At 45.2% G+C, this 25,583-nt stretch carries 23 protein-coding genes; 10 read left to right on the top strand and 13 right to left on the bottom strand.

Features of this window, described 5'->3' with window-relative positions:
* Positions 1–733: 733 nt before the first annotated feature.
* Together WKT13_RS06455 and WKT13_RS06450 are read right to left on the bottom strand one after the other, a co-directional pair.
* On the bottom strand, positions 734–1,777 hold the full coding sequence (locus tag WKT13_RS06455) for a DUF4831 family protein (protein ID WP_340323304.1): 1,044 nt from the start codon (positions 1,775–1,777) through the stop codon (positions 734–736).
* Between the two features lie 2 nt (positions 1,778–1,779).
* Positions 1,780–3,303, bottom strand: coding sequence for an NAD(P)H-hydrate dehydratase (locus WKT13_RS06450; protein WP_340323303.1), 1,524 nt, complete (start codon positions 3,301–3,303; stop codon positions 1,780–1,782).
* Between the two features lie 244 nt (positions 3,304–3,547).
* On the opposite strand from WKT13_RS06450, the gene hpt reads away from it, so the two are divergent.
* The 5 genes from hpt to WKT13_RS06425 all read left to right on the top strand — a co-directional run bounded on the left by hpt (position 3,548) and on the right by WKT13_RS06425 (position 7,947).
* Positions 3,548–4,090: a hypoxanthine phosphoribosyltransferase gene (hpt, locus tag WKT13_RS06445; RefSeq protein ID WP_298619408.1), complete on the top strand. Its 543-nt coding sequence runs from the start codon at positions 3,548–3,550 to the stop codon at positions 4,088–4,090.
* An 83-nt stretch (positions 4,091–4,173) separates the two neighbouring features.
* Positions 4,174–4,746: an adenylate kinase gene (locus WKT13_RS06440; RefSeq protein ID WP_298619410.1), complete on the top strand. Its 573-nt coding sequence runs from the start codon at positions 4,174–4,176 to the stop codon at positions 4,744–4,746.
* A 27-nt stretch (positions 4,747–4,773) separates the two neighbouring features.
* On the top strand, positions 4,774–5,943 hold the full coding sequence (gene obgE / locus WKT13_RS06435) for a GTPase ObgE (RefSeq protein ID WP_298619412.1): 1,170 nt from the start codon (positions 4,774–4,776) through the stop codon (positions 5,941–5,943).
* A complete protein-coding gene (gene pgeF / locus WKT13_RS06430) occupies positions 5,936–6,718 on the top strand; it encodes a peptidoglycan editing factor PgeF (RefSeq protein ID WP_340323302.1) in 783 nt (260 codons plus the stop codon). Before obgE ends, pgeF begins: the two co-directional genes overlap by 8 nt.
* Before the next feature lie 74 nt (positions 6,719–6,792).
* Positions 6,793–7,947 (top strand): peptidoglycan DD-metalloendopeptidase family protein, encoded by a 1,155-nt coding sequence (locus WKT13_RS06425; RefSeq protein ID WP_298619417.1) that lies wholly within the window; start codon positions 6,793–6,795, stop codon positions 7,945–7,947.
* Positions 7,948–8,132: 185 nt separating this feature from the next.
* Here the strand turns inward: WKT13_RS06425 and WKT13_RS06420 are convergent, their stop codons facing one another.
* Together WKT13_RS06420 and WKT13_RS06415 are read right to left on the bottom strand one after the other, a co-directional pair.
* Positions 8,133–8,327 carry a hypothetical protein gene (locus WKT13_RS06420; protein ID WP_298619420.1) on the bottom strand — a complete coding sequence of 65 codons (195 nt, stop codon included), beginning with the start codon at positions 8,325–8,327 and terminating at the stop codon, positions 8,133–8,135.
* A 19-nt stretch (positions 8,328–8,346) separates the two neighbouring features.
* Entirely contained in the window at positions 8,347–9,528 is a 1,182-nt protein-coding gene (locus tag WKT13_RS06415) for a phosphoribosylaminoimidazolecarboxamide formyltransferase (protein ID WP_298619424.1), read from the bottom strand.
* 300 nt (positions 9,529–9,828) lie between these two features.
* On the opposite strand from WKT13_RS06415, the gene WKT13_RS06410 reads away from it, so the two are divergent.
* The gene (locus WKT13_RS06410; RefSeq protein WP_340323301.1) at positions 9,829–10,113 is read left to right on the top strand and encodes a hypothetical protein; all 285 of its coding nucleotides are present in this window, start codon (positions 9,829–9,831) and stop codon (positions 10,111–10,113) included.
* A 1,203-nt stretch (positions 10,114–11,316) separates the two neighbouring features.
* On the opposite strand, the gene rplS is transcribed toward WKT13_RS06410, so the two are convergent.
* Together rplS and WKT13_RS06400 are read right to left on the bottom strand one after the other, a co-directional pair.
* Entirely contained in the window at positions 11,317–11,676 is a 360-nt protein-coding gene (rplS, locus tag WKT13_RS06405) for a 50S ribosomal protein L19 (protein WP_298619429.1), read from the bottom strand.
* Between the two features lie 193 nt (positions 11,677–11,869).
* Positions 11,870–13,582, bottom strand: coding sequence for a hypothetical protein (locus WKT13_RS06400; protein WP_340323300.1), 1,713 nt, complete (start codon positions 13,580–13,582; stop codon positions 11,870–11,872).
* A 391-nt stretch (positions 13,583–13,973) separates the two neighbouring features.
* On the opposite strand from WKT13_RS06400, the gene WKT13_RS06395 reads away from it, so the two are divergent.
* Together WKT13_RS06395 and WKT13_RS06390 are read left to right on the top strand one after the other, a co-directional pair.
* Positions 13,974–14,738 (top strand): 5'-nucleotidase, encoded by a 765-nt coding sequence (locus WKT13_RS06395; RefSeq protein ID WP_340323370.1) that lies wholly within the window; start codon positions 13,974–13,976, stop codon positions 14,736–14,738.
* 14 nt (positions 14,739–14,752) lie between these two features.
* Positions 14,753–15,592 carry a bifunctional metallophosphatase/5'-nucleotidase gene (locus tag WKT13_RS06390; RefSeq protein ID WP_298619433.1) on the top strand — a complete coding sequence of 280 codons (840 nt, stop codon included), beginning with the start codon at positions 14,753–14,755 and terminating at the stop codon, positions 15,590–15,592.
* A 100-nt stretch (positions 15,593–15,692) separates the two neighbouring features.
* Here the strand turns inward: WKT13_RS06390 and porT are convergent, their stop codons facing one another.
* Positions 15,693–16,439 (bottom strand): type IX secretion/gliding motility protein PorT/SprT, encoded by a 747-nt coding sequence (gene porT / locus WKT13_RS06385; protein ID WP_340323299.1) that lies wholly within the window; start codon positions 16,437–16,439, stop codon positions 15,693–15,695.
* A 194-nt stretch (positions 16,440–16,633) separates the two neighbouring features.
* Here porT and WKT13_RS06380 point away from each other — a divergent pair, with 194 nt between their 5' ends.
* Positions 16,634–16,801, top strand: a complete 168-nt coding sequence (locus WKT13_RS06380; protein ID WP_021992268.1) for a 4Fe-4S binding protein — start codon at positions 16,634–16,636, stop codon at positions 16,799–16,801.
* Positions 16,802–17,194: 393 nt separating this feature from the next.
* Positions 17,195–19,141, top strand: coding sequence for a leucine-rich repeat domain-containing protein (locus WKT13_RS06375; RefSeq protein WP_340323298.1), 1,947 nt, complete (start codon positions 17,195–17,197; stop codon positions 19,139–19,141).
* Positions 19,142–19,864: 723 nt separating this feature from the next.
* Here the strand turns inward: WKT13_RS06375 and WKT13_RS06370 are convergent.
* The 6 genes from WKT13_RS06370 to WKT13_RS06345 all read right to left on the bottom strand — a co-directional run bounded on the left by WKT13_RS06370 (position 19,865) and on the right by WKT13_RS06345 (position 25,578).
* Positions 19,865–20,755 (bottom strand): transglutaminase-like domain-containing protein, encoded by an 891-nt coding sequence (locus WKT13_RS06370; protein ID WP_340323297.1) that lies wholly within the window; start codon positions 20,753–20,755, stop codon positions 19,865–19,867.
* Positions 20,756–20,970: 215 nt separating this feature from the next.
* Positions 20,971–22,404 (bottom strand): tetratricopeptide repeat protein, encoded by a 1,434-nt coding sequence (locus WKT13_RS06365; RefSeq protein ID WP_340323296.1) that lies wholly within the window; start codon positions 22,402–22,404, stop codon positions 20,971–20,973.
* 55 nt (positions 22,405–22,459) lie between these two features.
* On the bottom strand, positions 22,460–23,422 hold the full coding sequence (locus tag WKT13_RS06360; protein ID WP_340323295.1) for a PstS family phosphate ABC transporter substrate-binding protein: 963 nt from the start codon (positions 23,420–23,422) through the stop codon (positions 22,460–22,462).
* Positions 23,423–23,435: 13 nt separating this feature from the next.
* Positions 23,436–24,269 (bottom strand): energy transducer TonB, encoded by an 834-nt coding sequence (locus WKT13_RS06355; RefSeq protein ID WP_340323294.1) that lies wholly within the window; start codon positions 24,267–24,269, stop codon positions 23,436–23,438.
* Between the two features lie 34 nt (positions 24,270–24,303).
* Complete coding sequence (locus WKT13_RS06350) at positions 24,304–24,948, bottom strand: ExbD/TolR family protein (protein WP_340323293.1); 645 nt, start codon at positions 24,946–24,948, stop codon at positions 24,304–24,306.
* Positions 24,949–24,951: 3 nt separating this feature from the next.
* Positions 24,952–25,578, bottom strand: a complete 627-nt coding sequence (locus WKT13_RS06345) for an ExbD/TolR family protein (RefSeq protein WP_340323292.1) — start codon at positions 25,576–25,578, stop codon at positions 24,952–24,954.
* Between the last annotated feature and the right edge of the window lie 5 nt (positions 25,579–25,583).

Here is a 25,583-nt window from a genome sequence, read left to right as displayed (position 1 = left end):
ATCACACCATGATATGGACTTAATCAGCCCCTAAAATGGGTAAAATCAGAACGCAAGATGAAGCATTCAGGAATGCACTACAGGGTATATGAAAAGACGATACGAGATGAAAGAGCCTTTATGATGCGGAATTTAACATTCCTTTACATCTCTTTTGCGATTTTCTTTTGTCAAAAAAAGTCAAGAAAATCTGTAAGTTCATTGTCTGAGTTTTCTTTAAAACGGTCTATATGAGGCATGAGCAAAAGCGCGGGGAGTATGCCTTTTTCTCGCTATGAGGATTTATAAGTTGTAACAACGTGAATTTGTTGTCACGTGGGCTGGTGTGTAGCGGCATTTCATACAACCGCTCTCTGTCCGGAATTTTCCCTTCATCATGTGGCGCTTCATGAATAAAACTGATCCTTATCGAATTTCTACAAAGCCCGGTTATGATCGTTGTGAATGTGGATGAAAAGTATGAAGTGATATGAAAAAGGCCGTTCTGCATTGCGGAACGGCCTTTATTGTTATGTGATATTGTCTTTTTCGTTGTGCGAAACAGGCTTTCCTGTTATGTGGAACAGCCTTTTCCTTAGTGGTGAACAGTAACTTCTGCGAATGCGTATGGTGATTTCTGCATATCTATGCAGCGCACAGTCTGAAGTTCATTTGTCCGTGCATATGGTCCGGAGTTATGTCATACGCTCAGGTGTATGTTGCATAGTGTCCGGCATACGGCGCATGAGCTACGTCATTCCAATGGTTCGGTCTGCAAGCTTATTACGCCTCCTGTAGCCGGGTCGAGTACAATCTGCGATGTGAGTTTCTTGCCGAAGAGTGTTCCGTTGAGTGTGTCGACATTGCCGAACTGTGCCGCATACGTGTTGTATGTGGCTATTGTCTTGTTGCCGTCGGTTATTTTTATCTTTATCTTTCCCGGAACGTTCACTCCGAGAATCATGTCGTCCTTCTGTTTCTTTATCTTTTCGTCAACAACAGGACCCTCAGCCAGTATCTGCTCGTCTTCTATTTCAGCATAATAAGGTGCACCCGAGAGATCGTCGGTGTCGGTCAGTCCGAAGTGTCTTGAGAAGCGGAAAATCATCTGTTTGGTGTTTTCCTTCTCCGGAACAAACGATACTACGGTTTCGGTGGTGTCGGTGACGGTTGTTCCCTCAAACATCTGTAGCAGTGCATTTTCCTGTGTCTGCAACTGCGCGAGCATTATCTTGAGCTGTTCGCCGTCCTTTGGCATGAACTCGGCTTCGCCACGTGCCAGCTGGTTGCGGCTGTCGCGTATGTCGTATATGTCCTGTGCTATCATGCGTGCCATCTTAGGCAGGTTGGTGGACGATAGTATGTCCTGGCTCATGTAGTCGTTGGGCGAAGGCATGGGCTGGCGTGGTGCCGGTTTGAATTTCTCTATTGGTTCGTCGTCCTTGCCCTTGGTGTTGATGGCTTTCAGCACACCGTTCTTGTCGCAGTCGATGTTCAGGATGCTGTGTTTCTTGTCTATCACGAGATCGTACTGCTTGCTCGTGTCCGGCACTCCGGCTACGGAGAACTTCATGCCCACAATCCTGTAGCTGACGCTTGCCTCGCTTTCTCCTTTTGTCTTGAAGTAAAGGTCGCAGTAGTCGGCCAGTTTTCCGGGTGTGTATGTTGTCTTCTCGATGAGCAGTGATATGCTCACTTCGGTCTTCGGCAGGAAGTATGTGAAATTGCCGTTGTCTTTTTGTGCACAGGCAGGGCTCAGTGCGGCTGCCATCATCAGGGTTGACAGTATCTTTCTCATCTTCATTTATTGTCGGTTAGTTGTTTGAATGCTTGGGGAATATATTTTATTATGTCGCTTGCCATAAGACTTTCCTCTCCGGTTTCATGTGCGGCCATGTCGCCGGCGAGACCGTGCAGGTACATTCCTGTGATGCAGGCTTGGGCACGTGTGTAGCCTCGCGCCAGCAGTCCGGTGATAATTCCTGTGAGCACATCGCCGCTTCCGGCAGTCGCCATGCCCGCGTTGCCGCTGGTGTTGAAGGTCACGCTGCCGTCGGGTGTGCACAGAGCGGAGTGGTGTCCTTTCAGAATGATGTATGCTTCGAGGTGCTCAGCCATGTCGCGCGCTTTGGAAAGCCGTTCGTAATCGCTTGACGACACGCTGCCGCAGAGTCTGTCGAACTCCTTGGGGTGGGGCGTCATGATGAGCTTCTCGGGCAGATGCTGCATCCATGTGCGGTGGTTGGCTATGATGTTCAGCGCGTCGGCATCGAGTACTACGGGGCACTTGGTGCGTCTGAGCTGTGCCATCAGTGCCACAGCCGTGTCTTCGTCGGTGCCCAGACCCGGGCCTATGCCCACGGCGTCGTAGCTGTCTGTGTCTATAGTGTTGGAGAAGCAACGCTCGTTGCTGTCTATTTTCAGTATTGCTTCTGGTATGGCTGTCTGTATGATGCAGCGGTTTGTCTCAGATGTCAGCACTGTCGCCTTGCCCACTCCTGAACGCATGCATGCCCTGGCGGCCAGTACAGCTGCTCCTGCCATGCCGTAGCTTCCGGCTATGAGCAGAGCATTGCCCATGCTGCCTTTGTGCGCGAAAGCATCGCGTTTTCTGAGCTTCCCTTTTATGTCGTCAGCTTCTGTCGTCGTGTACTGGCTGCCGGTGTTTTTTATGAACTCCTCTGACAATCCTATGTCGAGCACCTTTATCCGTCCGAGGAAAGCCTGTGTGTCGGCAAACATCATGGAGACCTTCTTCTGTTGAAGTGTCAGTGTGAGGTCAGCCTTCACTATGTTGGCACGCACGTTGTAAGTGTTGTCTTCGGTCATGAGGCCGGAAGGCAAGTCGATGCTTATCACTTTGGCCGGTGACTGGTTGATGTATTTGACGAGAGAAGCAAAACCGCCGGACAACGGTTTCTTGAGTCCGGAGCCGAACAGACCGTCGATGACAAGTGTGTCGGCGTCGAGTTTCGGCGGATCGAAGTCCACCGTGACTTCTGTGAACTTCTTCATAAGTCTGTGTTCTGTGAGCCGTTCACGGTTCGTCGCACAGTCTTCTGACAGACGGTTGCCTATGTTGAACAGCCATACGGCAACATCGTAGCCGCGGTCGAGCAGCATGCGTGCCACTGCAAGCGCGTCACCTCCGTTGTTGCCCGGGCCGGCAAACACAATGACATTCTTATCTGAAGGCCATTCACCAGTGATGGCGTCGGTGATGGCTTTGGCGGCACGTTCCATCAGATCAATCGATTCGATGGGCTCGTGCTCTATCGTATATTTGTCGAGCTCGTGAATCTGTGAGCCAGTAAATATCTTCATACGGGGCAAAGATACAAAATAAATTCGTGCCTGCCAATAATTTGACTTATTTTTAGGCCTTGTGTGACGGCATGGCCTGCATGCTGCGTAAGCTCTACTGACAGGCTGTTGCGGGACGTTTCTCATGAATGACGCTAACGCCGGAGACTGTCTGTGTGACGGTAAAAAACCGAAATAAATGCTAACAGCGCACAGCGTTCGGCATATTTTTTGTAAATTTGCGAGCAAATATAAATACAGCACCATGAACAGTACAGTCAAAATAAAGGACAAGACGTTCAGAACGTCTATACCGGAGGCTGAAATATTGAAGCATGTCAAGGCTGTGGCAGACAGAATAAATGCCGACATGGCAGGAAAGAATCCTCTGTTGCTCGCAGTGTTGAACGGCTCATTTATGTTTGCAGCCGATCTAATGCGTATGATAACCATACCGTGCGAGATATCGTTCGTCAAACTGGCTTCTTATCAGGGCACAACATCTACCGGCCAGATAAAGGAGGTTATCGGAATAAACGAAGACCTCACCGGACGCACGGTGATAGTTGTTGAGGACATCGTGGAGACGGGCCTGACAATCAAACGCATGATAGAATCGCTCGGAACACGCAATCCGGAGTCCATACACATCTGTACTCTTCTGCTCAAACCGGAACGTCTTAAGGTTCCGCTCAATGTGGAATATGTCGCAATGGAGATTCCGAATGATTTCATTCTGGGTTACGGTCTCGATTATGACCAGCAGGGACGCAACCTGCGCGATATTTACACACTTGTTGAAGAATAACATAATGCGGCCGGTGCGGATAAGCGTCACACAACGCGATGCCGGCCGGTGTATATACATAAAAATTCAATTAAAGTAAAGAGATGAAGAATATCGTAATTTTCGGTGCCCCGGGTTCAGGCAAGGGCACACAGAGTGATCTGATGATCAAGAAATATGGTTTCAATCATATTTCGACAGGCGACGTGCTGCGCAATGAAATAAAGAACGGCACAGAGCTTGGCAAGACTGCTAAAGGATATATCGACAACGGCCAGCTCATACCCGACGAGCTGATGATAGACATACTTGCAAGCGTTTACGACAGCTTCGGCAAGGAGCACAAGGGTGTCATCTTCGACGGTTTCCCACGCACCATACCGCAGGCTGAGGCTCTCAAGGCAATGCTTGCTGAGCGCGGACACAACGTGGCTGCTATGATAGAGCTCGACGTGCCGGAGGACAAGCTGATGGAACGTCTTATAAAGCGTGGACAGGAATCAGGACGTACAGACGACAACGAAGAGACAATCAACAAGCGTCTGAAGGTTTATTCAACACAGACTGCTCCACTTATCGAGTGGTACAAGAATGAAGGTCTGCACCATCATATCAACGGATTCGGCGAACTCGACCGCATCTTCGCAGACATCTGTGCTGTTATTGACAACATTTGATAGAAACTAAAACATAGACAACAAGATATGGCAGAATCCAATTTTGTAGATTACGTAAAGATATATTGTCGTTCGGGAAAAGGCGGACGCGGATCCATGCACCTGCGACACATCAAGTATCAGCCCAACGGCGGACCTGACGGTGGCGACGGAGGGCGTGGAGGAAATATATACCTGCGCGGCAATCATAATTATTGGACTCTGCTGCATCTTAAGTTTCAGCGCCATGTGTTTGCCGAACACGGCGGAAACGGCGGCCGCGACAAATGTCACGGCAAGGACGGTAAGGATGTCTACATAGACGTTCCGTGCGGTACGGTGGTATATAACGCCGAGACCGGAAAGTATGTGTGCGATGTAACCTACGACGGACAGGAGGTTCTGTTGCTCAAGGGAGGTCGCGGCGGACTTGGCAACTTCCAGTTCCGCACAGCCACCAACCAGACTCCGCGCTTCGCACAGCCCGGTGAACCGATGGAAGAGATGACAATAATACTCGAGCTGAAACTTCTTGCTGATGTCGGACTTGTGGGCTTCCCCAATGCCGGCAAGTCGACATTGCTTTCTTCTTTGTCGAGCGCACGCCCTAAAATAGCCAACTATCCGTTCACGACGCTGGAACCGTCGCTCGGTATTGTGGGCTATCACGACAAGCAGTCGTTTGTCATGGCCGACATCCCTGGAATCATTGAAGGCGCGAGCGAAGGCAAAGGACTCGGACTGAGATTTCTCCGTCATATAGAGCGCAACTCGCTTCTGCTGTTCATGGTGCCGGGAGATACGGACGACATAAAGCGTGAATACGAAATTCTTCTCAACGAACTGCAGCAGTTCAATCCTGATATGCTCGATAAACACCGCGTACTTGCCGTTACAAAGTGCGACCTTCTGGATGAAGAACTCATAGAAATGCTCCGTGAGACTTTGCCTGAAGGACTTCCTGTGGTGTTCATATCGTCTGTCACAGGCTTTGGACTCAACGAGCTGAAAGACGTATTGTGGCGTGAGCTCAATAGCGAAAGCAACAAGCTGCAGGGTATTATCTCTGAGGAGAATCTTGTGCACCGTGACAAGGATATGAGTCGTTTCGCAGCCGAATTGCAGGAAGAAGGCGAGGACGAAATCATATATATAGATGAAGACGAGATAGAGGATCTCGACGATTTTGAATACGACGACGTAGAAACGGATGATTGAACCGCCTGTCATAAAATATTATGACGTCGCCGATGATGTTGTGGCGTTCAGCACAACGCGTCATGGCGGATGTGGAAAAGGAGCCTATGCAGGTTTCAGTATAAACGATTATTGTGGTGATGACGAGAACGATGTTCGTCGCAACCGCGAGGCTTTGAGTGAGGAACTCGGCCTTGACGACAGACATATCGTAATGCCTCACCAGACTCACGGTACTGAAATCAGAGTGATAGGTCCTGAATTTCTTGAACTGAGCAGTCGCTCCCGTCGCATGGTGTTGGAAGGTGTCGACGCTCTGATGACCTCCGTAAGGGGACTGTGCATCGGTGTTTCCACGGCCGACTGCATACCTGTTCTTCTTTATGATGCGGCCAACCACGCCGTGTGTGCCGTCCATGCCGGATGGCGCGGAACGGTAATGCGTATCGTACAGAAGGCTATCGTGGAAATGAATGCTGTGTTCGGTACAGACGCTGCTGCTTTGAAGGCGGTGATAGGACCGGGCATATCGCTTGACAGTTTTGAGGTTGGCGATGAAGTGTATGACAAGTTTTATGCTGCCGGTTTTGACATGCAGCGCATAAGTTGCAGGAAAGAGAAATGGCATATAGACCTTCCCGGATGCAACCGCATGCAGATGATAGAATCCGGAGTCACTGACGGCAACATATATTCATGTGGAATATGCACTTATAAGAACGCCAATGACTACTTCTCGGCGCGCAGACTCGGCGCAGAGTCTGGCCGTATTTTCAGTGCGATATATCTGCGTTAGGATATTGGCACTTGCATGACAGGGCCGGAATTGCCGGCTTCCATTCTTATAAGTTTATAAATAATTTACTGACGATGATTAGACTAAGACAGCTATTTCTTTTGGCAACGTTTGTTGTCACACTGACCGCGGCCGCTCCGGTAAAGCATAAGTTCACGGCGGCGGAGCAGCAACAGATAAGCATTGAGACGCCCGGACTGTTCAGCCGTTCGGATGCATTCAATGTGGATTTCTCTTCTGTGAAAGATAAGGAATATTCTTTTCCACTGCCGGTTGGAAAAGCCATTGTTCTGGACGATAATATTCTGAGAATAGATACAAAGGAAGGTGATGCGGTGAAAGCCATGTTCGACGGCGTCGTGAGACTCTCGCGTCCTCACGACAATATGGGAAACGTGATTGTAGTACGCCACCGCAACGGTCTCGAAACCGTGTATGCCAACAATGAAAGCAATGTTGTGAAAGTCGGTCAGAAGGTAAAGGCCGGTCAGACAATAGCCATTGTGGGAACACGTGACGGAAAGACGTTCTGCGATTTCTCCATTATGGTGAACGGATGCCGTATAAATCCTTCCACGATTATAAACGTAAACAGTCACAGACTGCGCAAGCAGACTCTTATGTGCAAGCGCAACGGCTCATACGTGGACGTGACGTCAACTTCTGGTGCCAACGTGCTGATGGCGGCGGAAAGCATGGAGGATGATCCGTTTGAGAACGAATCGAAATTCGAGCTTAATCTTTCTGATCTGGATGAAGGTAATTGGGCTTTCCCATTGCCTGGCGCCAAGGTTATCAGTCCTTATGGAGGACGCCGCGGACATTCGGGTGTTGATCTGAAGACAAAGCCTAACGACGAGATTGTTGCGGCTTTCGACGGCGTGGTGACACGTTCGGGACCGTATTACGGATATGGCAACTGCATCGTGATAAAGCATGCTTACGGCTTTGAGACACTTTACAGTCACCAGTCGAAAAACATGGTTGAAGTGGGCGATAAGGTGAAAGCCGGCCAGGTGATAGGACTTACCGGACGCACCGGACGTGCTACGACAGAGCACCTGCATTTTGAGATTTCATTCAGAGGAAAACGCCTTAATCCTACTGTTGTGTTCGACTGTGCCAACAGAACGCTGCAACAGTCGACGCTGACTCTTAACAAGAGCGGAAAGGTAAGCTCGCGCAAGAACTATTATGCGCAGGGTGGCAGTTCCTCGTCGCGTACATAATGCATGGCCTCAATGCTTCTGTATCGCCGTGATACGGGCTTTGGCGCAAAACAAGTTCTTCCTGACAGCAATATATAAATAATGTGATAATACAAATACGGCCGCAATCCGAAAAGGTTGCGGCCGTATTTCTTTATATTGGTTTCATACCGAGCATGATGACATATTGTGCAGACACGTCTGTTTTATTTCTTGTGTCTGTTAGCCCTCTGCTCGCGGTATTTGGCTTTCTGACGTGCAGAGCCACTGCCGTGCGCACCGGTTATGTATTTCTTTTTTTTGGCTTTGGTCTTCACCTTGCCGTCGTCTTTCGGAGCACTGCTCTTCTTTTTGAAGATAATTCCGCCTCCGCTTATGATATCATCAATCTCGTTGCTCATGCTGAAACGTATGTTTTTATCAATGATGGAACAGTCTCACTCCGGTGAATGCCATTGCAATGCCGTACTTGTCGCAGGTCTCGATGACATTGTCATCGCGTACAGAGCCTCCAGCCTGTGCAATGTATTCCACTCCGCTCTTGTGTGCACGCTCTATGTTGTCGCCGAACGGGAAGAAGGCGTCGCTTCCGAGAGCCACTTTAGTGTTCTGTGCTATCCATGCTTTCTTCTCCTCAGCAGTGAGAACTTCCGGTTTCTCCTTGAAGAACTGCTGCCATGTGCCTTCGCGCAGAACGTCGTCATGTTCCTCGCTGATGTACACGTCGATGGTGTTGTCGCGGTCGGCGCGGCGTATTCCGTCGATGAACGGCAGGTTCATTACTTTCGGATGCTGGCGCAGCCACCATATGTCGGCCTTGTTTCCTGCAAGACGTGTGCAGTGTATACGGCTCTGCTGGCCGGCTCCGATGCCGATGGCCTGTCCGTCCTTCACGTAGCATACAGAGTTGCTCTGTGTGTATTTCAGGGTGATGAGGCTTATGATGAGGTCGCGCTTTGCCTCGTCTGTGAATGTCTTGTTCTTTGTTGGGATGTTCTCGAAGAGCGCCGGGTCGTCGAGTTTTATTTCGTTGCGTCCCTGTTCGAATGTTATTCCGAACACCTGTTTGCGCTCTATCGGTTCCGGAGTGTATTGCGGATCAATCTTGATCACGTTGTATGTGCCTTTGCGCTTGTCTTTCAGTATCTCGAGAGCTTCCGGAGTATAGTCCGGCGCAATCACACCGTCGCTCACCTCACGCTTGATGAGTGTGGCTGTTGCAGCGTCGCATGTGTCGCTTAGTGCCACGAAGTCGCCGTAAGAGCTCATTCTGTCGGCTCCGCGTGCTCTTGCGTATGCGCAGGCCAGAGGTGAAAGTTCTATTTTCACGTCGTCCACGAAGTATATCTTCTTCAGTGTGTCGCTCAGCGGCAGACCGATGGCAGCACCGGCCGGAGAGACGTGTTTGAATGAAGCGGCGGCAGGCATGCCTGTAGCCTCTTTGAGTTCTTTCACTAACTGCCATGAGTTGAGCGCGTCGAGGAAGTTAATGTATCCTGGGCGGCCGTTGAGCACTTCGATCGGCAGTTCGCCCTCGGTCATGAAGATACGCGACGGCTTCTGGTTTGGATTACATCCGTACTTTAATGCTAATTCTTTCATGTTGTTATGTTGAGAATATAATCGTTTACTGTTGACAAAATTACTACTTTTTCACGACATACGCAAATATAAGAGGCGCGCGTGACAGATGTGGTGTGACAGACGAATTTTTCACACTTATTATTTTGCAGTAACGTTTGTTTGTATTACTTTTGCACGCACAGGACAACACTATATATGACTGCCGGCACGGGTTGTGACAACAATGTTTTTTTCTGTTGCCGGACAAGGATTTCAGGATAAGTGATATCCAATGATAAAGGAAGATTGCCCCGGAATTTAAGCGTTAGTATAAATAGAATGGAAAGAAAACATTGGGAGTTGAGCCAGTTGCTCAAAGCCGTTGAGAAGAAATTGAATGACGAGTCGCTGAAACCGGCCGTACTCAAGAAAATTGCCGCCCACATCAAAGGCACCGAAAAGCCCAAGAGAGAGACCCTCGACAAAATATCGCTTCTTGCCGGATTTCAGGATTGGGAGAGCTTTAAGGCTGCGATTCATGGCGATGCTGACGGACTGTCTAATTTTGAGGATGACGCTGCAGACAAGCAACCGGCTTCTCAAGACAAGCCTGCGGAACATTGAGTTCTGAGTTTCAGAATTCTCATAAGGTTCGGTGCAAACCTTATTTTCTTTATTTTTGCGGATGGCATCGGAAGGAAGGTGCCGTCATCAGATTTGAGCAACAGACCGACAGACTGGACATGACGCGTCTGTTGTGCGTATTGTTGCCGTCTGCCGTACTTCTGTCATGTTTCCATGGTGGGAAACATCGGCTCAATGGAAATCCTGTGGATACGGGATTTATTCATTAATCACCGTGGAATGGCGTACGGCTTTCAGACAATGCAGGACGGTATGAAGCATAACAGTGTATTTGTGCATGTGATGATAAATCCGCGTTGTCATAACGTGCAAATCATTACCGCAGGCGCGGAGTATATTCCACATGGTTCTCCTTACGCCTGATTTCAGCTTTTTAAAAGAAAACCCGGACGAGGAAGTTACAGATTTTCTTGACTTTTTTTTGACAAATGAAAATCGCGAAAGAGGTGTAAAGAAATGTTAAACCATGCGCAATAAAGGCTCTTCCATCCCGTATTGTCTTTTCATATACCCTATGGTGCAGTCCTGAATGCTTCATCTTGCGTTCTGATTTTGCCCATTTGAGGGGCTGATTTCGCCTATATCATGGTGTGATATGGTGCGTTTCAGCCCATGATATGGGCTTTATTGCATGCTGAAACGGTGCTTATTGCATGACGGAAAAATGGTTTTTGAATATAAGACGCTGATGTTCAGTATTTTAAGCAAAGCTCTTATTTTTTGCAAATTTGCGCCCGAAGGAGAGTCCGCGCGCAAATACGCGCTGGATTTTTGGGGTAGAACAGAAAACTCAGACGGAAAAACCACGGGATACTGAAAATCTGTAAGTGGCCCATACTGTGATTATTACGGTAGATGAAAAAAGACGGTTTCGGGATTGAAAACGCAGTTTGTTGATTGAGGTCATAATTACTGGGTTTCTATTGCATAGAATAATAGAGTCGCCTTATGGATATGTCATAAAATGTGATGCATGTGTTCAGAGTTTATTATATCCAGTCGGCTTACCGCGTTATAGCCGTTTGGCGTCGCAGTCGGTATTTTATGTTTCATGTCTGTGGTTACTTCTGTAGTGCAATATAACGGAAACAGACATAAACGACAAAAGGTTTTGCTGCATCGTAGCAGCAAAACCTTTTATTCCTTTTGTTAGAATGTAATCCGGGAAAATACGTATATGTATTATTCGCCTGTGATGACCTTCTTCTCTTTGATACGTGCTTTCTTACCTGTGAGCTTGCGCAGATAGTAAAGTTTAGTGCGACGTACCTTACCATGCTTGTTCACCTCGATGCTGTCGATGTTCGGTGACTCGATCGGGAAAATACGCTCAACACCTACAGTGCCTGACATCTTACGAACGGTGAAGCGCTTCTTGTCGCCATGACCGTTGATTTTGATAACAACACCACGATAGAGCTGGATACGCTCTTTGTTTCCCTCGATAATTTTGTAAGCGACAGTGATAGTATCACCAGATTTGAACTCCGGGAACTTCTTGCCGGTTGCAAATGCTTCTTCAGCAACTTTAATTAAGTTCATTTTTTGATAATTAAATTTGTTTTATCGCCCAACGCAACATGACCAGCGACTCTTCCGTTGTCAGCGGTTACGCCGAAAAGCGCTGCAAAGTTACTACAATAAATCAGAACAGGCAAATTTCTGTCTGTCAATTTGTTCGTAAACCGCTAAAATATGAATAAATAGCGGTGTAAGGAGCTGTTTTTCAGCTTTGTCACTCTTTCTGTGCTGTGCTGAGAAACACCAGTTGTCCGGGTTTCACGGCAATGATTTTGTCTCCTGTTTTTATGATGTCCTTGGTGTCTTCGAAGAAGTGTCGGTATGGTGTTCCGTCTGATTTTACCAGCCAGAAATCCTGTTTGTCGGTGCATGCCTCCACACATGAGTAGTCGGCTGATTCGAACAGACTCACGTACATGTTGCTTAAAGGATAGCTGCCGGTGATGTCGTATGCCTGATTAAGGACGAACACACTGTCTTTTTCGGTTATTACCCATAGTTCGGAGCAGTCGTAAGCCGGCATCTTGAACATGGTGCCGTCCGGTTTTAAAGCACAGCACGATTTATTCAACACGGCTTTTATGCGTCCATGACTTTTATAGTCCCACATTGTTGTGGTGGGGGCTGTGTCGTTGCGGGCTATGTGTGTTATCATGTTGTCGAACACAATGTTGTCGCCCGACGGGCCGGCGGCTGTTCCTACAACCATTTCTTTCTTGTCTGCCAGCATGCGGAACGACAGCTGACGGCCTGTGGCGGCATCGAACTCGGCAACGAACGGCCGTCCGCTTTTTACGGGAGCATAGCCCATGGCCATGCCCAGCCCGTGGTTGAGCAGGCGGAGACGGTCGCCGGAAAGTGTCATGTAAGCACTGGACCCTGATTTATCCGGCAGTTCGCTGCTCCATATCTGATGCATGTCATGGTCGAAGCAATATATACGGTTGCGGTCGGAGATGTAGAAACGCGAACCTTCTGTCACCACGTTTGAGTTAAGTCCGAATATGCGTCTGCCTACTGTGGCGGGTATGAACATTGAGGTTGTTCCTGTAGAAGGCATGGCGCCGATGGTCAGTGTCAGTCCGGCAAGACCGTCCATGATTATGCCTTTGGCCCAGGGCGTAGATGTGTCGGCTTCGGCGGAGTTCATTCTGCCGGTGCTCATGTCTATCACGTATATGTCGTTATTGACCACAACAAGTTTTGTTCCGTCCATCACCGTCGGATTTGTCCATCCGAATGTGTTGTTGTTAGGTATCTCGTTGATCCATCTTATGTTGCCGTCGCTCAGGTTCAGAGCCTTTACTGTTTTTGTGAACGGATGTTCATAGCCGATGACAATGTTGAGAGAATCGTTGTAGTAGATGGGTATCAGTTCATTACGCCACACCACCTGTCCTGTGTTGAGGTCGCGCATCTCTGTTGTGTACAGCCAGTCGCTGGTGTTTTGAGTGTCGTATGTGAGTATCAGTCCGTGGTTGGTGAGCGACAGTTGCGTACTGTTGTATTTTATGTCTGTTTCCCACAGTTGCGACATATTGCCGCTGTCGAACATGCATATGCTGCCTTTGTTCTTCCATACTCCTTTTTTGGTGGCCTCGCGTGTCTGTATGCATAAGTATTTTCCGTCGTCGTTGCACTCCGCATTGTATATGGGCAATGCGGTGTATACGGCTTTGCCCATAATGATCTCGCCTTTAGCGTCGGATGCGAATGCTGCCTTGCCGAACGTAGTGGAGTCGGTTGCTACGGCGGCGGAAACTCTGGTACAGAACGGTATGAGCATCATCAGCATGATGCCGATGAATAAGTAATGCACGGATTTTACAGTCTGCATATCTGTGACAGGCTTGTGTGTAAGTTGCATGGCAGTTGTACGTATTATGCAACGGTCATTAAATGGAGTGTGGACTGCATTTGTTGTCATTATATTTCCTCCCTGTATTGTTGTTTAAGGTAGTTTCGTTGTTGTTTTTTATGCCACCGGTATGTGGGCTGTGGCTGATTTTGTGTTTACGGTTTTTAGTATCTCTATTTGCCGTGTGGCGCTTTCGCAAATATATGGATTTTTTATTATATGAGCAAATATTGCGGTGTGATATGTTGCACCGGAGTTTATATAGTGACGCATTGTGTTTTTTTGTGAGTGCCTTGACGTGAAGAAAAAGTCCGTTTGGCTTTGCACTGTGAGATAGTTGCATTAACTTTGTAAATGAAACATCCGGTGCGGATTGCCGGTGACAGAGAGTTTCTGTACACTGTGATGTCTGTCCGGAAACAACACACACAATATGACAACAGACATGATGAACAGAAAAATGCGCAGACGTGCACTGAGTTTCGGATTGCTGCCGTCCATGCTTCTGCTTGCGGCATGTTCTTCCGGCGTACAGCTCACGGGTGTGGAGCGCGAACGCGTGCTGATAGATAGCCGCTATGACGCTGTGACCGACAGCGCGGGTGTGAAATTCCTTGCACCGTACAAGGCGAAGGTGGACAGTATGATGAGTCCGGTTGTGGGACACGCGGCCCACGACATGGCGGCCTTTAGGCCGGAGAGCGACCTGTCGAACCTGCTTGCCGACATACTGCTGTGGGGCGGAACAAAGTTTGGAGAGAAGCCCGACTTTGCCGTTTATAATATGGGCGGCATAAGGGCGGCGCTGTCTAAGGGTGAGGTTACCATAGGCAATGTGCTGGACGTGGCCCCGTTTGAGAACAAGATATGTTTCCTCACGCTGAAGGGTGACAAGGTGGAGGAACTGTTTGAAGATATTGCCGAAGCCGGTGGAGAGGCTGTGAGCCGTGGTGTGAAACTCGTTATTACGAAGGACGGAAAGCTGAAATCGGCCCTCGTTGGCGGACGTGAGATAGACAAGGACAGGCTGTACCGCATTGCGACACTCGACTATCTGGCACAGGGTAACGACGGTCTGGAGGCCTTCAAGGACAAGACCGACGTTTTTTCGCCGAAGAGTGAGGAGAACAATGTGCGACACATCATAGAGAATTATTTCAGAGAGCAGGATAAGACCGGCCGTCCGGTGGACAGCAGGGTGGAGGGCCGGATTGTTGTGGAATGAAACATTGAAGGAATATGATAAGGAATTTTATAGTTTGCTGTGCGCTTTTCGTGTCGTCGATGACGGCAGAGGCACAGACGCAGATTGAGATATTGCATACCAACGACACGCACAGCTGCATTCTGCCGCTGAGCAAGAATCTGGCCGATACGGTGGTGGCCGGACGCGGAGGATTCGTAAGACGTCTGGAGTTTGTGAACCGAGAGCGGAAGAACGATCCGCAGTTGCTGTTGTTCGATAGTGGTGATTTCTCGCAGGGTTCGCCTTACTACACTCTCTTCCATGGCGATGTGGAGGTGGAACTGATGAATCTTATGGGATATGACGCTGTGACAATAGGCAATCATGAGTTTGACTTCGGAATGGAGAACATGGCGCGTCTGTTCAAAAAGGCGAAATTCCCGGTGGTTTGCTGCAACTACGACTTCACGGGCACTCCGCTCGAAGGACTTGTGAAACCGTATGTGGTGATAGAGCGCAAGGGGGTGAAGGTCGGCGTGTTCGGCGTTGGTCCTGAGCTCGAAGGACTTGTGGACGAGAAGAATTGCATCGGTGTGAAGTATGAAGATCCGGAGGATGCTGCCGCGAGAGTGGTGAAGACACTGAGAGAGAAGGAGAAATGTGATGTGGTGGTGTGTCTTTCGCATCTTGGATGGGATGACTCCGACGACGATGGAGACAAGGAACTGATGTCGAAAACAGAGGGCATAGATATTGTCTTGGGCGGACACTCGCATTCTTATTTCGACGAACTGAAGTATGTCAAGAATGCTGCCGGTGAGGAAGTGCCCAACGACCAGAATGGCAAGCATGGCGTATTTGTGGGCAAGATAGTGCTCGATTTCAATAAGTGACAGGCGGCAGGGCCATACGGCCGGTGCATGTCTGAATATAATAATAAAGGCCTCACCTTTCCTGGTGGGGCCTTTATTTATTGTCTTGTGGCTTGTATGTTTATTCGAAGTAGAAGCTGAGGACTATCATCTTGGTGTGGGCTTCCTTCACCGATTTGGCGTAGGGCAGCATGTTTTTGTCGCGCAGCTGATTGGGATGGTTTGTGTCAAGACTGTTGCCCAGACCATACATGAACTTCAGTTCGGGACGTAGCTTGAAGAAAGGCAGGTAGAAATCGCATCCGATGCCTACTTCGGCACAGACGTCGTAGCGTTTGAGTTTGATGTAGTCGGTGCTTTTGCCGCTCAGGTTTATCATTGGATTAACGCCGGCCATGAGGTAAGGACGGTGGTTGTTGAATCGTGGCGCTGCGAATATGAGGTCGAAAGCCGACGATATATAGACCGACTTCAGATTCTGTTTCTGCTCCCTTGGTTTGCCGTCAGGGTCAAGATCCTTCAGATTGCGGAACGTAAGGTGGCGGTTGCCGAAGTACATGGCGGGCGCCACGCGGAATTGGAAGTAGGTGTTGATGCGATATTCGCCCACCACACCCACGTTGAATCCGGTGTCCCATCGGTCCTGGTCGGCAGTGACAAGAGTCTCGACAGTCGTGCCGTCCTCGCTGGTTATGATTTGGGGACCGGCATTGAGCAGTTCGAGATCCTGCACATGTGTTCCTACGACCACTCCGAAATGGAACGGGCGGAGGTCGGTGTAGGGCCTGTTCTGCACCGTACGCGTCTGCGACATGGCTTGTGCGGCGCAGGCGAGAATTGTGATTATTGTTATCGCAAAACGTCTCATATATGTATTTATAACGTCGTTTGTTTTGGCTTATTGTATAATGAGAGAGACATACAATGTATAAATTAGTTAAAATAATGGATCGGATGTAGTTTTTCGGGATAAATAATGTACCTTTGCAACGTACGGAGTCGGCATTGGCCGGCAACTTGATTGTACAATAACATTATTAACATTATAAAAATATTTAAACTATGGCTTACGTAATTGGTGACGATTGTATCGCATGCGGTACATGTATCGACGAGTGCCCGGTTGGCGCTATCTCTGAAGGAGAAAAGTATTCTATCAATCCTGATATGTGCACAGAATGTGGTACATGTGCTGATGTTTGTCCTTCTGAGGCAATCAGCCTTCCATAATAACATTTTTTCCATAAAAGTTACAGGCGGCTGCGCAGATGCGCGGCCGCTTTTTTTTATGTGTTTGTGTGCGCTTTTATTTAATATTTTATCAATGTGTCGGTATATGCCTGTTATTAACATAGGTGGTCAGCATACCGGACACTAATGATAAAATATATGATTTAAAGAGTGTATTATATGTGGTTTGTATTGAAATAATTAAAAAATATTACATTATGCCTGTGTTGATATGATATTTTTTGTATATTTGTAATGTAATGTGGTTGTTTTCTTACCATGAGGTATTGTGTGTAGTTATGTAAAGAAATTTAGTATATAATGATTGAAGTATGTATGTTTTTTATACAAATAGATTATGACAGTTTTATTAATGGTATAATATAAATAGCTATGGGAAAAAAATTATTATTTACAGTTTTTATAGCCTTATTGACAACAATTAGTGTAAAGGCTTATGATTTTAGAGTTGATGGACTTTGTTATAACATTCTTAACAGTACAGGGAGTAAGTCTGTAGAAGTAACCTATGAAACAGATGACGAAACTGAAAATTATAGTTCCCTTTCAGGTGATATCGTTATTCCTAATAGTGTAATTTATAATGGGGTGGAGTATTACGTGACTGATATTGGCTCGAATGCTTTTAAAGGATGTAAATCGCTAATCTCTATAACATTGCCAACCTATATGGGCGTTATTCGCAATAATGCATTTGAAGGGTGTGAATTACTTACTTCTATTGTACTGCCCGATTATCTTGCATATATTGATGAATGGGCTTTCTCCGGTTGCAAATCACTCCTTTCGGTAAATATACCAGAAAGCGTTACTGATATCGGCTACTATGCTTTCGAAAAATGTGAGTCGCTTACAGCTATAAATGTTAGTAGTGACAATAAAAATTATTGTTCTGATGAAGGTGTTCTTTTTAGTAAGGATAAAACAAGGTTGATAAAATATCCGGCCGGAAAAATAAACAAAGATTATAATATACCAAATGGTGTTCTACATATAGAGGATGGTGCGTTCGAAAATTGCAGGTATCTGGCTTCAGTTATAATACCGGATGGAATAACAGAAATAGGAGGATATGATGTTTTTTCCGGGTGTAAGTCACTTGTTTCTGTAAGTATACCTGAGAGTGTAACAAGAATAGGATTCAAAGCTTTTTCTATGTGTGAGTCACTTGTTTCCGTAAGTATCCCTGAAAGTGTAACAGAAATAGACAATGTTGCTTTTTCTGGGTGTAAGTCACTTGTTTCTGTAAATATACCGGGGAATGTTGTAAGAATAGGATCGGGTGCTTTTATGGATTGTAAGTCACTTGTTTCTATAAGTATTCCGGAAAGTGTAACAGAAATAGGAGATAATGCTTTCTCTGAGTGTGATGCTCTTACTTCTGTGTACATACCAAATGGTGTGACAGTACTTGGAGGAACTTTTGGTGGATGCAATTCACTTGTTTCAGTTAATATTCCAGAGACTGTTACATCGCTCAATACTACGTTTGAAGGATGCTCTGCACTTACTTCTATCGATATACCTAACAGTGTGACAGCAATTGGAGATAAGGTATTCGCCGGTTGTATATCACTTACTTCTATTGTCATTCCTGAAGGTGTGACATTCATTGGAAATGAGGCGTTCAGAGATTGTGAGCTTATTACTTCAATAAACATTCCTGATAACGTAGCTTTTATAGGAAACATGGTCTTTTCTGGGTGTAAGTCCCTCACTTATATATCTGTAGATAATAATAATGCTTTGTTCCATTCTGAAGATGGAATACTATTTAATAAAGATAAAAGCAAATTGATAAAATATCCAGCATGCAAGAGTAATACATATTATCAAATACCGAGTAGTGTTACAATGATTAGGGAGTGCGCTTTCGATGAATGCAAAAATCTTACTTCTGTAACAATTCCAGACAATGTGAAATCTATCGGGGGTGGTGCTTTTAAACATTGTACTTCGCTTAAAGAGATGACGATTAAAGTTGTTGTACCGCCAACTATATCGGAGACAACTTTTGAAGAAGTTGATCGTAATATTCCTGTTTATGTTTTTGACGATGCGTTGGAAGCTTATAAGTCTGCTGATATTTGGAAAGAATTTAATTTGCAGAAGATGTCTTTATCCGGAATTGAGTCTTTTGTTACGAATAATAACATAAGTATTAAAAATGGAATGATGCTTAACCCTTCAGGACATCTTGTTTGTCTGTATGATATTCAAGGTCGTTTGGTTTATAAAGGCAGTAATACTAGTATAAAGATGACATCTGGAATATACCTTTTACGTTGTTTGGGTAAAAATACTAAAGTAAAGTTTTGATTTATAATTAATGTTCGTAAAATTTGATTGAAATATAAATAGTTATTAGTGAGGAAACGATTTTTTATCCTTATTTTATAGGATAGTTCTGAAGTATAGCTTATAAGTATTTTATTTAAAATTAATTTGTATTTTTACGGAAAAGAATAACATATAATAAAGATTATTCTTTTCCGTAGTTTTTTAGTTATTAATTTAATAATTTAAATAGATTCTTCAATACTGATATTTTCATTATTTATATAAAGCATATAGATATTTTTATATCACTAGTCCGTTAGTAATTTGTTAATCCTAAGTTGTATTGTGTAAATTATTTACTTGTCAGCTTGAGAGCGACGAGACGATATCAGTTAAGAATGGAGCATTGAAAATGCTTTTATGTGACATGGAATGAAACTTTAGAATGGATGAAACTATCTTTATTATGTGGTGGAAAAGGATTTTAGTAAGGCGATTCATATGATTATGACGCATTTTGAGTCAAATGACAGATTGCCAGTAAATTTAGTGACTATGCTTATAAATCGCGTATTTATGACCAGTTGCATGTTTGGCTGTGAATATTGTGTCCTAGTGAGGTTAGTATTGCTTATTAATGCAGAATGGGAATAGTCATTCTGTATTAATAAGCTTAGTTATTCGTAGCTTTGTTTTTGCATAAGTGTTGGAGTCGGGCTGTGTGTTGTATGGAATAATATGTCTTTTTGTTAGTATAAGATTTTATTTTATATTCCAGAATTGTTGTGGATTGCTTGTCGTGATATAGTTTTTGTTTTCGGGAGGAAGGGTGAAACCTTCAGGTATGAGTGCCACGCGCTGAGCATCGAGTGGCATGGACTGTCCAAAGCCTATGTGTCGGTTGGTGTAGAACCAATATAGTTTTTTTGTCCAATAACTTATATAGTCGGTGCGTTTTTTGCCGCGTATAAGATATTTGTCTTTTATGTTGTGTCCTTCTTTTATACTATTGCGCATGGCTTCAAGCGACAGGGGAGTGCCGTTTTTGTCGCATATGTATGCGCCTTGGTCGGAGTCTATCATGGCCCATCTGCCGGTTTCGGGCAGCCATACATTGTTTACTACGTGACAGTCGTTGTCGGTGGAGTCGGCAGGCATGCAGTTCACATACCTGTTAGTAATGCCTGCTGCGAGCATGAGTTCGTGGAGTAGTATGGCGTGATATAGGCAGTTGAGCGGTCTGTTGCCGTTTTTATGATATTTCCACAGGTCTATTGCGTTTCTTTTATCCGGACTGATGTCATTCTGGTTTGTGTGTGGTATGTTCTTATGAACAAATGTTGCAAGTGCTTTGGCATTGTTCCATGTGGATGCATTGGTTTTGATGATGGTGTCAAGACGGAAATATTTGTATATGCTGTCGGCAATGACGCTGTCGCGCAGGATAGTGAAGGTGAGGCTATCAGTTGTTTTTGAGTCATAGTCGGGTGATAAACGAAGTGTGTTGAGTCTTTCTTCATAAAGCAGTTTATGAGCATAGACTACTATCTGATTGCGGAAAACGAAACGTGCGAGAATGAATGCCACAGTGAGGAACAATGTAATAGTGAGCACGGTGTATGCGCATATTCTGGCTGGCTTGTTCTTTATCATGTGTGCGAATTTTTAGATTGTTTGTATTAGGTCTTCTTTTCGGTTTGACGTTTCTGGATATTTCAAAGTTGCAGGATAAGTGGTGTAGATAGGAATTTATGGTAGTATTGTCTTAATGATATGCGTTTTGGTTTAATGTATTAGGATTATATTGCATAAAAAAACGCATGCGACTGAATATTGTCGCATGCGTTTGAATTATTTGAATGATGTTTTTATTTTGCCTTTGTCAAGCTGAGTGCCTGTTTAGCCATTGCATTTTCTGGGTCGATTTCAAGAATCTTGTTCCAGTAACTGTCTGAGTTAGTTTTGTCATCCTTCAGCAGGTAGTAATAACCCAGATAACGGTATGATTCTATCAGACGTGTGTTGTCTGTGTCATCCTTCTCTGGTTTTGCGAGGATGAGTTCAACCAGTTTCTCGTAGTGAGGTTTTGCCAGACCGTCTTTTGTTTCAGGGTCGAGTGCATAACCTATGTGAGCACGCTGGAGTGTTGCGAAGTCTGCTACACTTGGCATTTTGTCTGCCATTTCAGCATAGATTGAGTCAGCCTTGGCATAATACAATTTCTTCTTGTCTTCTGCCACAGTAGAGTCTGATGCCTCTGCCATGTACATTGTTGCAAGTGTGTGGATGTCGTTGGCTGTCTTCTGTTTCAGGTTGTCAAGATATTTCTCGTATGTGCTGATAGCATTTGTGAAATCACCTTTTTTCTTGTATGCTTCGGCGATGTTCTTCATTGCGTCGTTCTTGTCAGCCTCGTTGTCCTGGTTGTTCTCGATAGACTTCTGGAACATAGCGATTGCATCGTCGTAGTTGCCCTTGCCCAGGTGTGCATAACCGTAGTAGAGGTAGTCGCTTTCGGTTATCTTTGTTTCTTCAGAAGCATTGAAGAGTTTTTCTGCATACTGCAGAGCTTCGTCGTAGCGCTTGAGGTTGGTGAGGTCGAAGAAAGAAATACGGTTGAGGGCAGGATTGCGTGGGAACTTGTTGTTTCCAAACTGTGAAATCTCAAGACTCTTCTCAAATTCGCCTTTGAGGAAGTAAGAGAGTGCGAAGTCTACCAGCTGATAGTCTTCCATCTGAGATTTGTCAACCTGTGCATAGTACTGGATTGCTTTGTCAAGATCTCCTGATTTGCTGAATATCTCGGCGGAGATAAGTGCTATAGGATAGTCAGGTACCTGCTTCTTGAGTTCTTCCAGTTTTTCAACAGCTGCTGCCGGGTTGGCTTTGCTGTTTACCTGTGCATAACGACGATATCCGTTGGGGTTTTTCGGATCGAAGTAGATGGCCTGCTCGAAAAGTGCTGATGCTGCACCACCATTGTCGTTGATAACTTCGATGTCACCAGCCAATACATAGGCGTCACCATAGTTCTTGTCGCGCTTGATGGCCATATCAGCATACTTCTTGGCATTCTCAGTGTCTTTAATGTCGAGGTATGCACGACCTATAGCTACAATTACGTCTGGCTCTTTCTTGTACTCTTTGAAGAGATCCTTTATCTGATCCTCCTTGTCGGCTGCGTCAGATTTTATAACTTTAGTGAGTTGCTCAATAACAGCTTTATGGTCTTCCTGTGCTGTAGATGGAGTGTTGATGCCTATCATCAAAGCTCCGATTAATAAATATTTTATTGCTTTCATATCCTTTATGATGTTTTATTTGAATATTCTTTTTTGTTTGCAGGTTTGCGGAGTGTCAGTCACTTGTCACGTTAACATCACGGATAGTGATGTTGCCTTGTACAGGCAGTAGTCCTGCGTTGAATATAATCATCTGTCCTTTAGGGGATGAAATGAAATTGGAGAATCCCCAAGGCAGACCACGTAATGGGTCGTTCAACAGTGCCCATATTGTGCGTGTAAGCGGATAGTTTCCATTATACATGTAATACTGGTATGGTTTCCAACTGTTGGCCGGTGTTGCATCATCTATTCTGCTGACAGACATTACACGTATGTTTTTCTTGAATGTGAGGTTTGTTGAGTCACGCTTGTCGTTGAGCCAGTTGCTGCCAATGATACCTATGGCATTTGGTGTCTTTTCTACGTAATCGATGACATCTGCGGTTTTCTTTGTTGCATACACATTTGGACTTGTAATGGGCTTTCCACCAAGAATGCTGTCTTCTGCAAAATGTACGGTGCTTGATTTCATGTTATCAAATACAACTACAATATCTCCATGTTTTGAATTTGGATATATGTCGCTCCATTTTGTAGCTTTACCGCTGAGTATATTTGCAATATCTTTTACTGATATGCAAGTGTCATTATTTTGATTATTTACGATGAGTGCGAGTGCATCGTAGGCTATGGCATTTGAGCGTGGATTGAATCTTCTATCACGTAGATTTTGCCTTTCATTTTCCTTGAAATCTCGGGCTGTTATTGCCAGACAAACCTTGCCTTTTAGTAGCATATTGATTGCATCTGACTCGTTTGTGTAGATAGGATTTACCTTAGCCTGATTGTACATCATTTCGAAGATTTCGCGTTCTTCTTCTATTATGGGACTAAAACTTTCGTCAGAGGCGAAACTTATCACCCCTGACGAATATGTATCTGTCCTGCCGTCTTTGCGTTTCTTATTGCAAGAGACGCAAAGACATGCAAGCAGTGCTAATCCTACGAATATGTAAGATATTTTTTCTTTTCTCATTCCTTTTATTTTGTTACTGTAATCTGAATGTAACCGGTACCTGATATTTTACACGTACGGCAGATCCGTTCTGCTTACCAGGAATCCAGCGTGGCATGCTCTTTACAACGCGTGCTGCTTCACGGTCAAGTGATGGATCTTGAGACTTGATGACTGTTACATCTGTGATAGAACCGTCTTTCTCAACAACGAAACCTACAACAACACGACCCTGTACGCCGTTTTCTGCTGCAATCGTTGGATAGTGAGTGTTCTCCTGCAGATACTTCATCAAAGCAGCGTCACCGCCTGGGAATGTAGGCATCTGCTCTACCACTTCGAAGACTTTGTTTTCCTCTTCTTTCGGTGGTTCTGGCTGTGCGATTACTTCCTTGGCCTTGAGCACTTCACCGTTGGCATCGTCATTACCTTTTACGTCAAATGTACCGATGGCAACTTTTGTGTTCATAAGTTCGTCCTGTGTCTTGAGTTCCTCTTCAGGTTTTACTTCTTCGTCTTTCTTGATGACAGGAGCAGTAAACTTGATAGAGCTCTTCACACGTTCAACGACCTTTTCCGGCTGCTGAATCTCAACCTTCTTCTGCTTGACCTCTGGTTTCTTTTTGGGCTGATCAAGTTTTGTAAGCTCGGTTACCTGTGTTACGGCTACTTTGGCTCTCTGCTCGTCAACGATATTCTTAAGAGTAAGTATAACGAAACAAGCAACAACCAAAATCAATACTGAGATGATAGCAATTATATTACGCTTGGTTGTACTTCTGCGGAGTCTGTATGCTCCGTAAGAGTGATTGCGACCTTCAAATACTAAATCAACCCAGTCGTTTGAAATCAAATCTATTTTTGACATAGTCTTTTCGTTTTAATTGTTCAACATTCAACGACTATTTCACTCCGACTTTGTCGAGAAGTTTCTGGTCGTCCGGGTTAATCTTGTCGATCACATATTTACCAATGCTGCATATCTGCATTTCATCGAGTGCCTTAATCAGATTTTTATAAGCTGATTTGTCTGTGGCTTTGATAATAACGGTCATTGTTGATATTTTCTGTCCGTTTATCTCACCAGACTTGATCTTTGACAGTTCTTTGTTGTAAAGAGAGTCGGGATAGTTTGGATCTGCCAATTTCTTTTCATCAAGTTTTGCTTTTGCAAGCATTACCTGCTGAACAGGTTGGGTTCCATCTTCTGTAACGTGTGTAATGAGAACCTTGCGGATTCCGTCTTTGCCCCATGTAGTCTTCTTCAGACATGTCGGATCATCATATTTTGGAAGTCCGGCGATGTAGTAAATCTGATCGTCTGCTCCAACATATATTGTAATAGTGTATGAAGCTTTTGATACAGACTTGTCTTCATCTGTCTGGTTCTTATCGTTACTTGGCATACTCAACTCCATTGTCTGTGGCTTTGCCAGTGAGGTACAGAGCATGAAGAATGTGATAAGAAGCATCATCATGTCCACCATAGGCGTAAAGTCTACACGGACATTCATTTTTTTCTGCTTGCTTGCTTTTTGCTTTGCCATTCTTTAGTCCTCCTCTGTTTTTAATGAAGTTATGAGATAGTAACGGTTCTCACTCATATCCTGAAGCTCTGACATAACAGTCTTGATGGCACTATAAGGAGTGTCCTGGTCGGCTTTGATAGCAATCTTGATGTTCTCATTCACATTGCGTGCTTCTGAAACCCAGAGCTGGAATTCGCTCTTATCTTTCTTGCCTGTGCCGTCATCAATACTGTCTGTCGGGATTCCCTCTTTCTGTATGGCTTCAGACATCTGATCCTCAGGAAGACTGAGATAAGCTGTCAGTTTGTCCATACTTACACCGAGCATAGAGTGCTTTTTAAGCGTCTCCATCTGAGTGCCTGTAAGGGATACTCCGAATTTTCCTGCCATAGCATCAACCATTGAAACAAGATCGTTTGTGTTGTCAATGGTCATGAACACTTTGCCATCTTTGGCAACATGTACGTTCAAGACATCTTTTTCCGGAACTTTGATCTCCGACACCGAACCCGGGGTGAGAACTTTTACAGGATCATTCTTCACGAATGTTGATGTCAACATGAAGAATGTCAGCAAAAGCACCATCACGTCGGACATAGGAGTCATATCGATCCAGATGTCATTTTTCTTAATTTTTACTTTACCCATAGTGA

The organism is Prevotella sp. HCN-7019 (genome assembly GCF_037890215.1).
Lineage (GTDB): Bacteria > Bacteroidota > Bacteroidia > Bacteroidales > Bacteroidaceae > Prevotella.
This window is presented reverse-complemented; position numbering and strand designations above follow the sequence as displayed.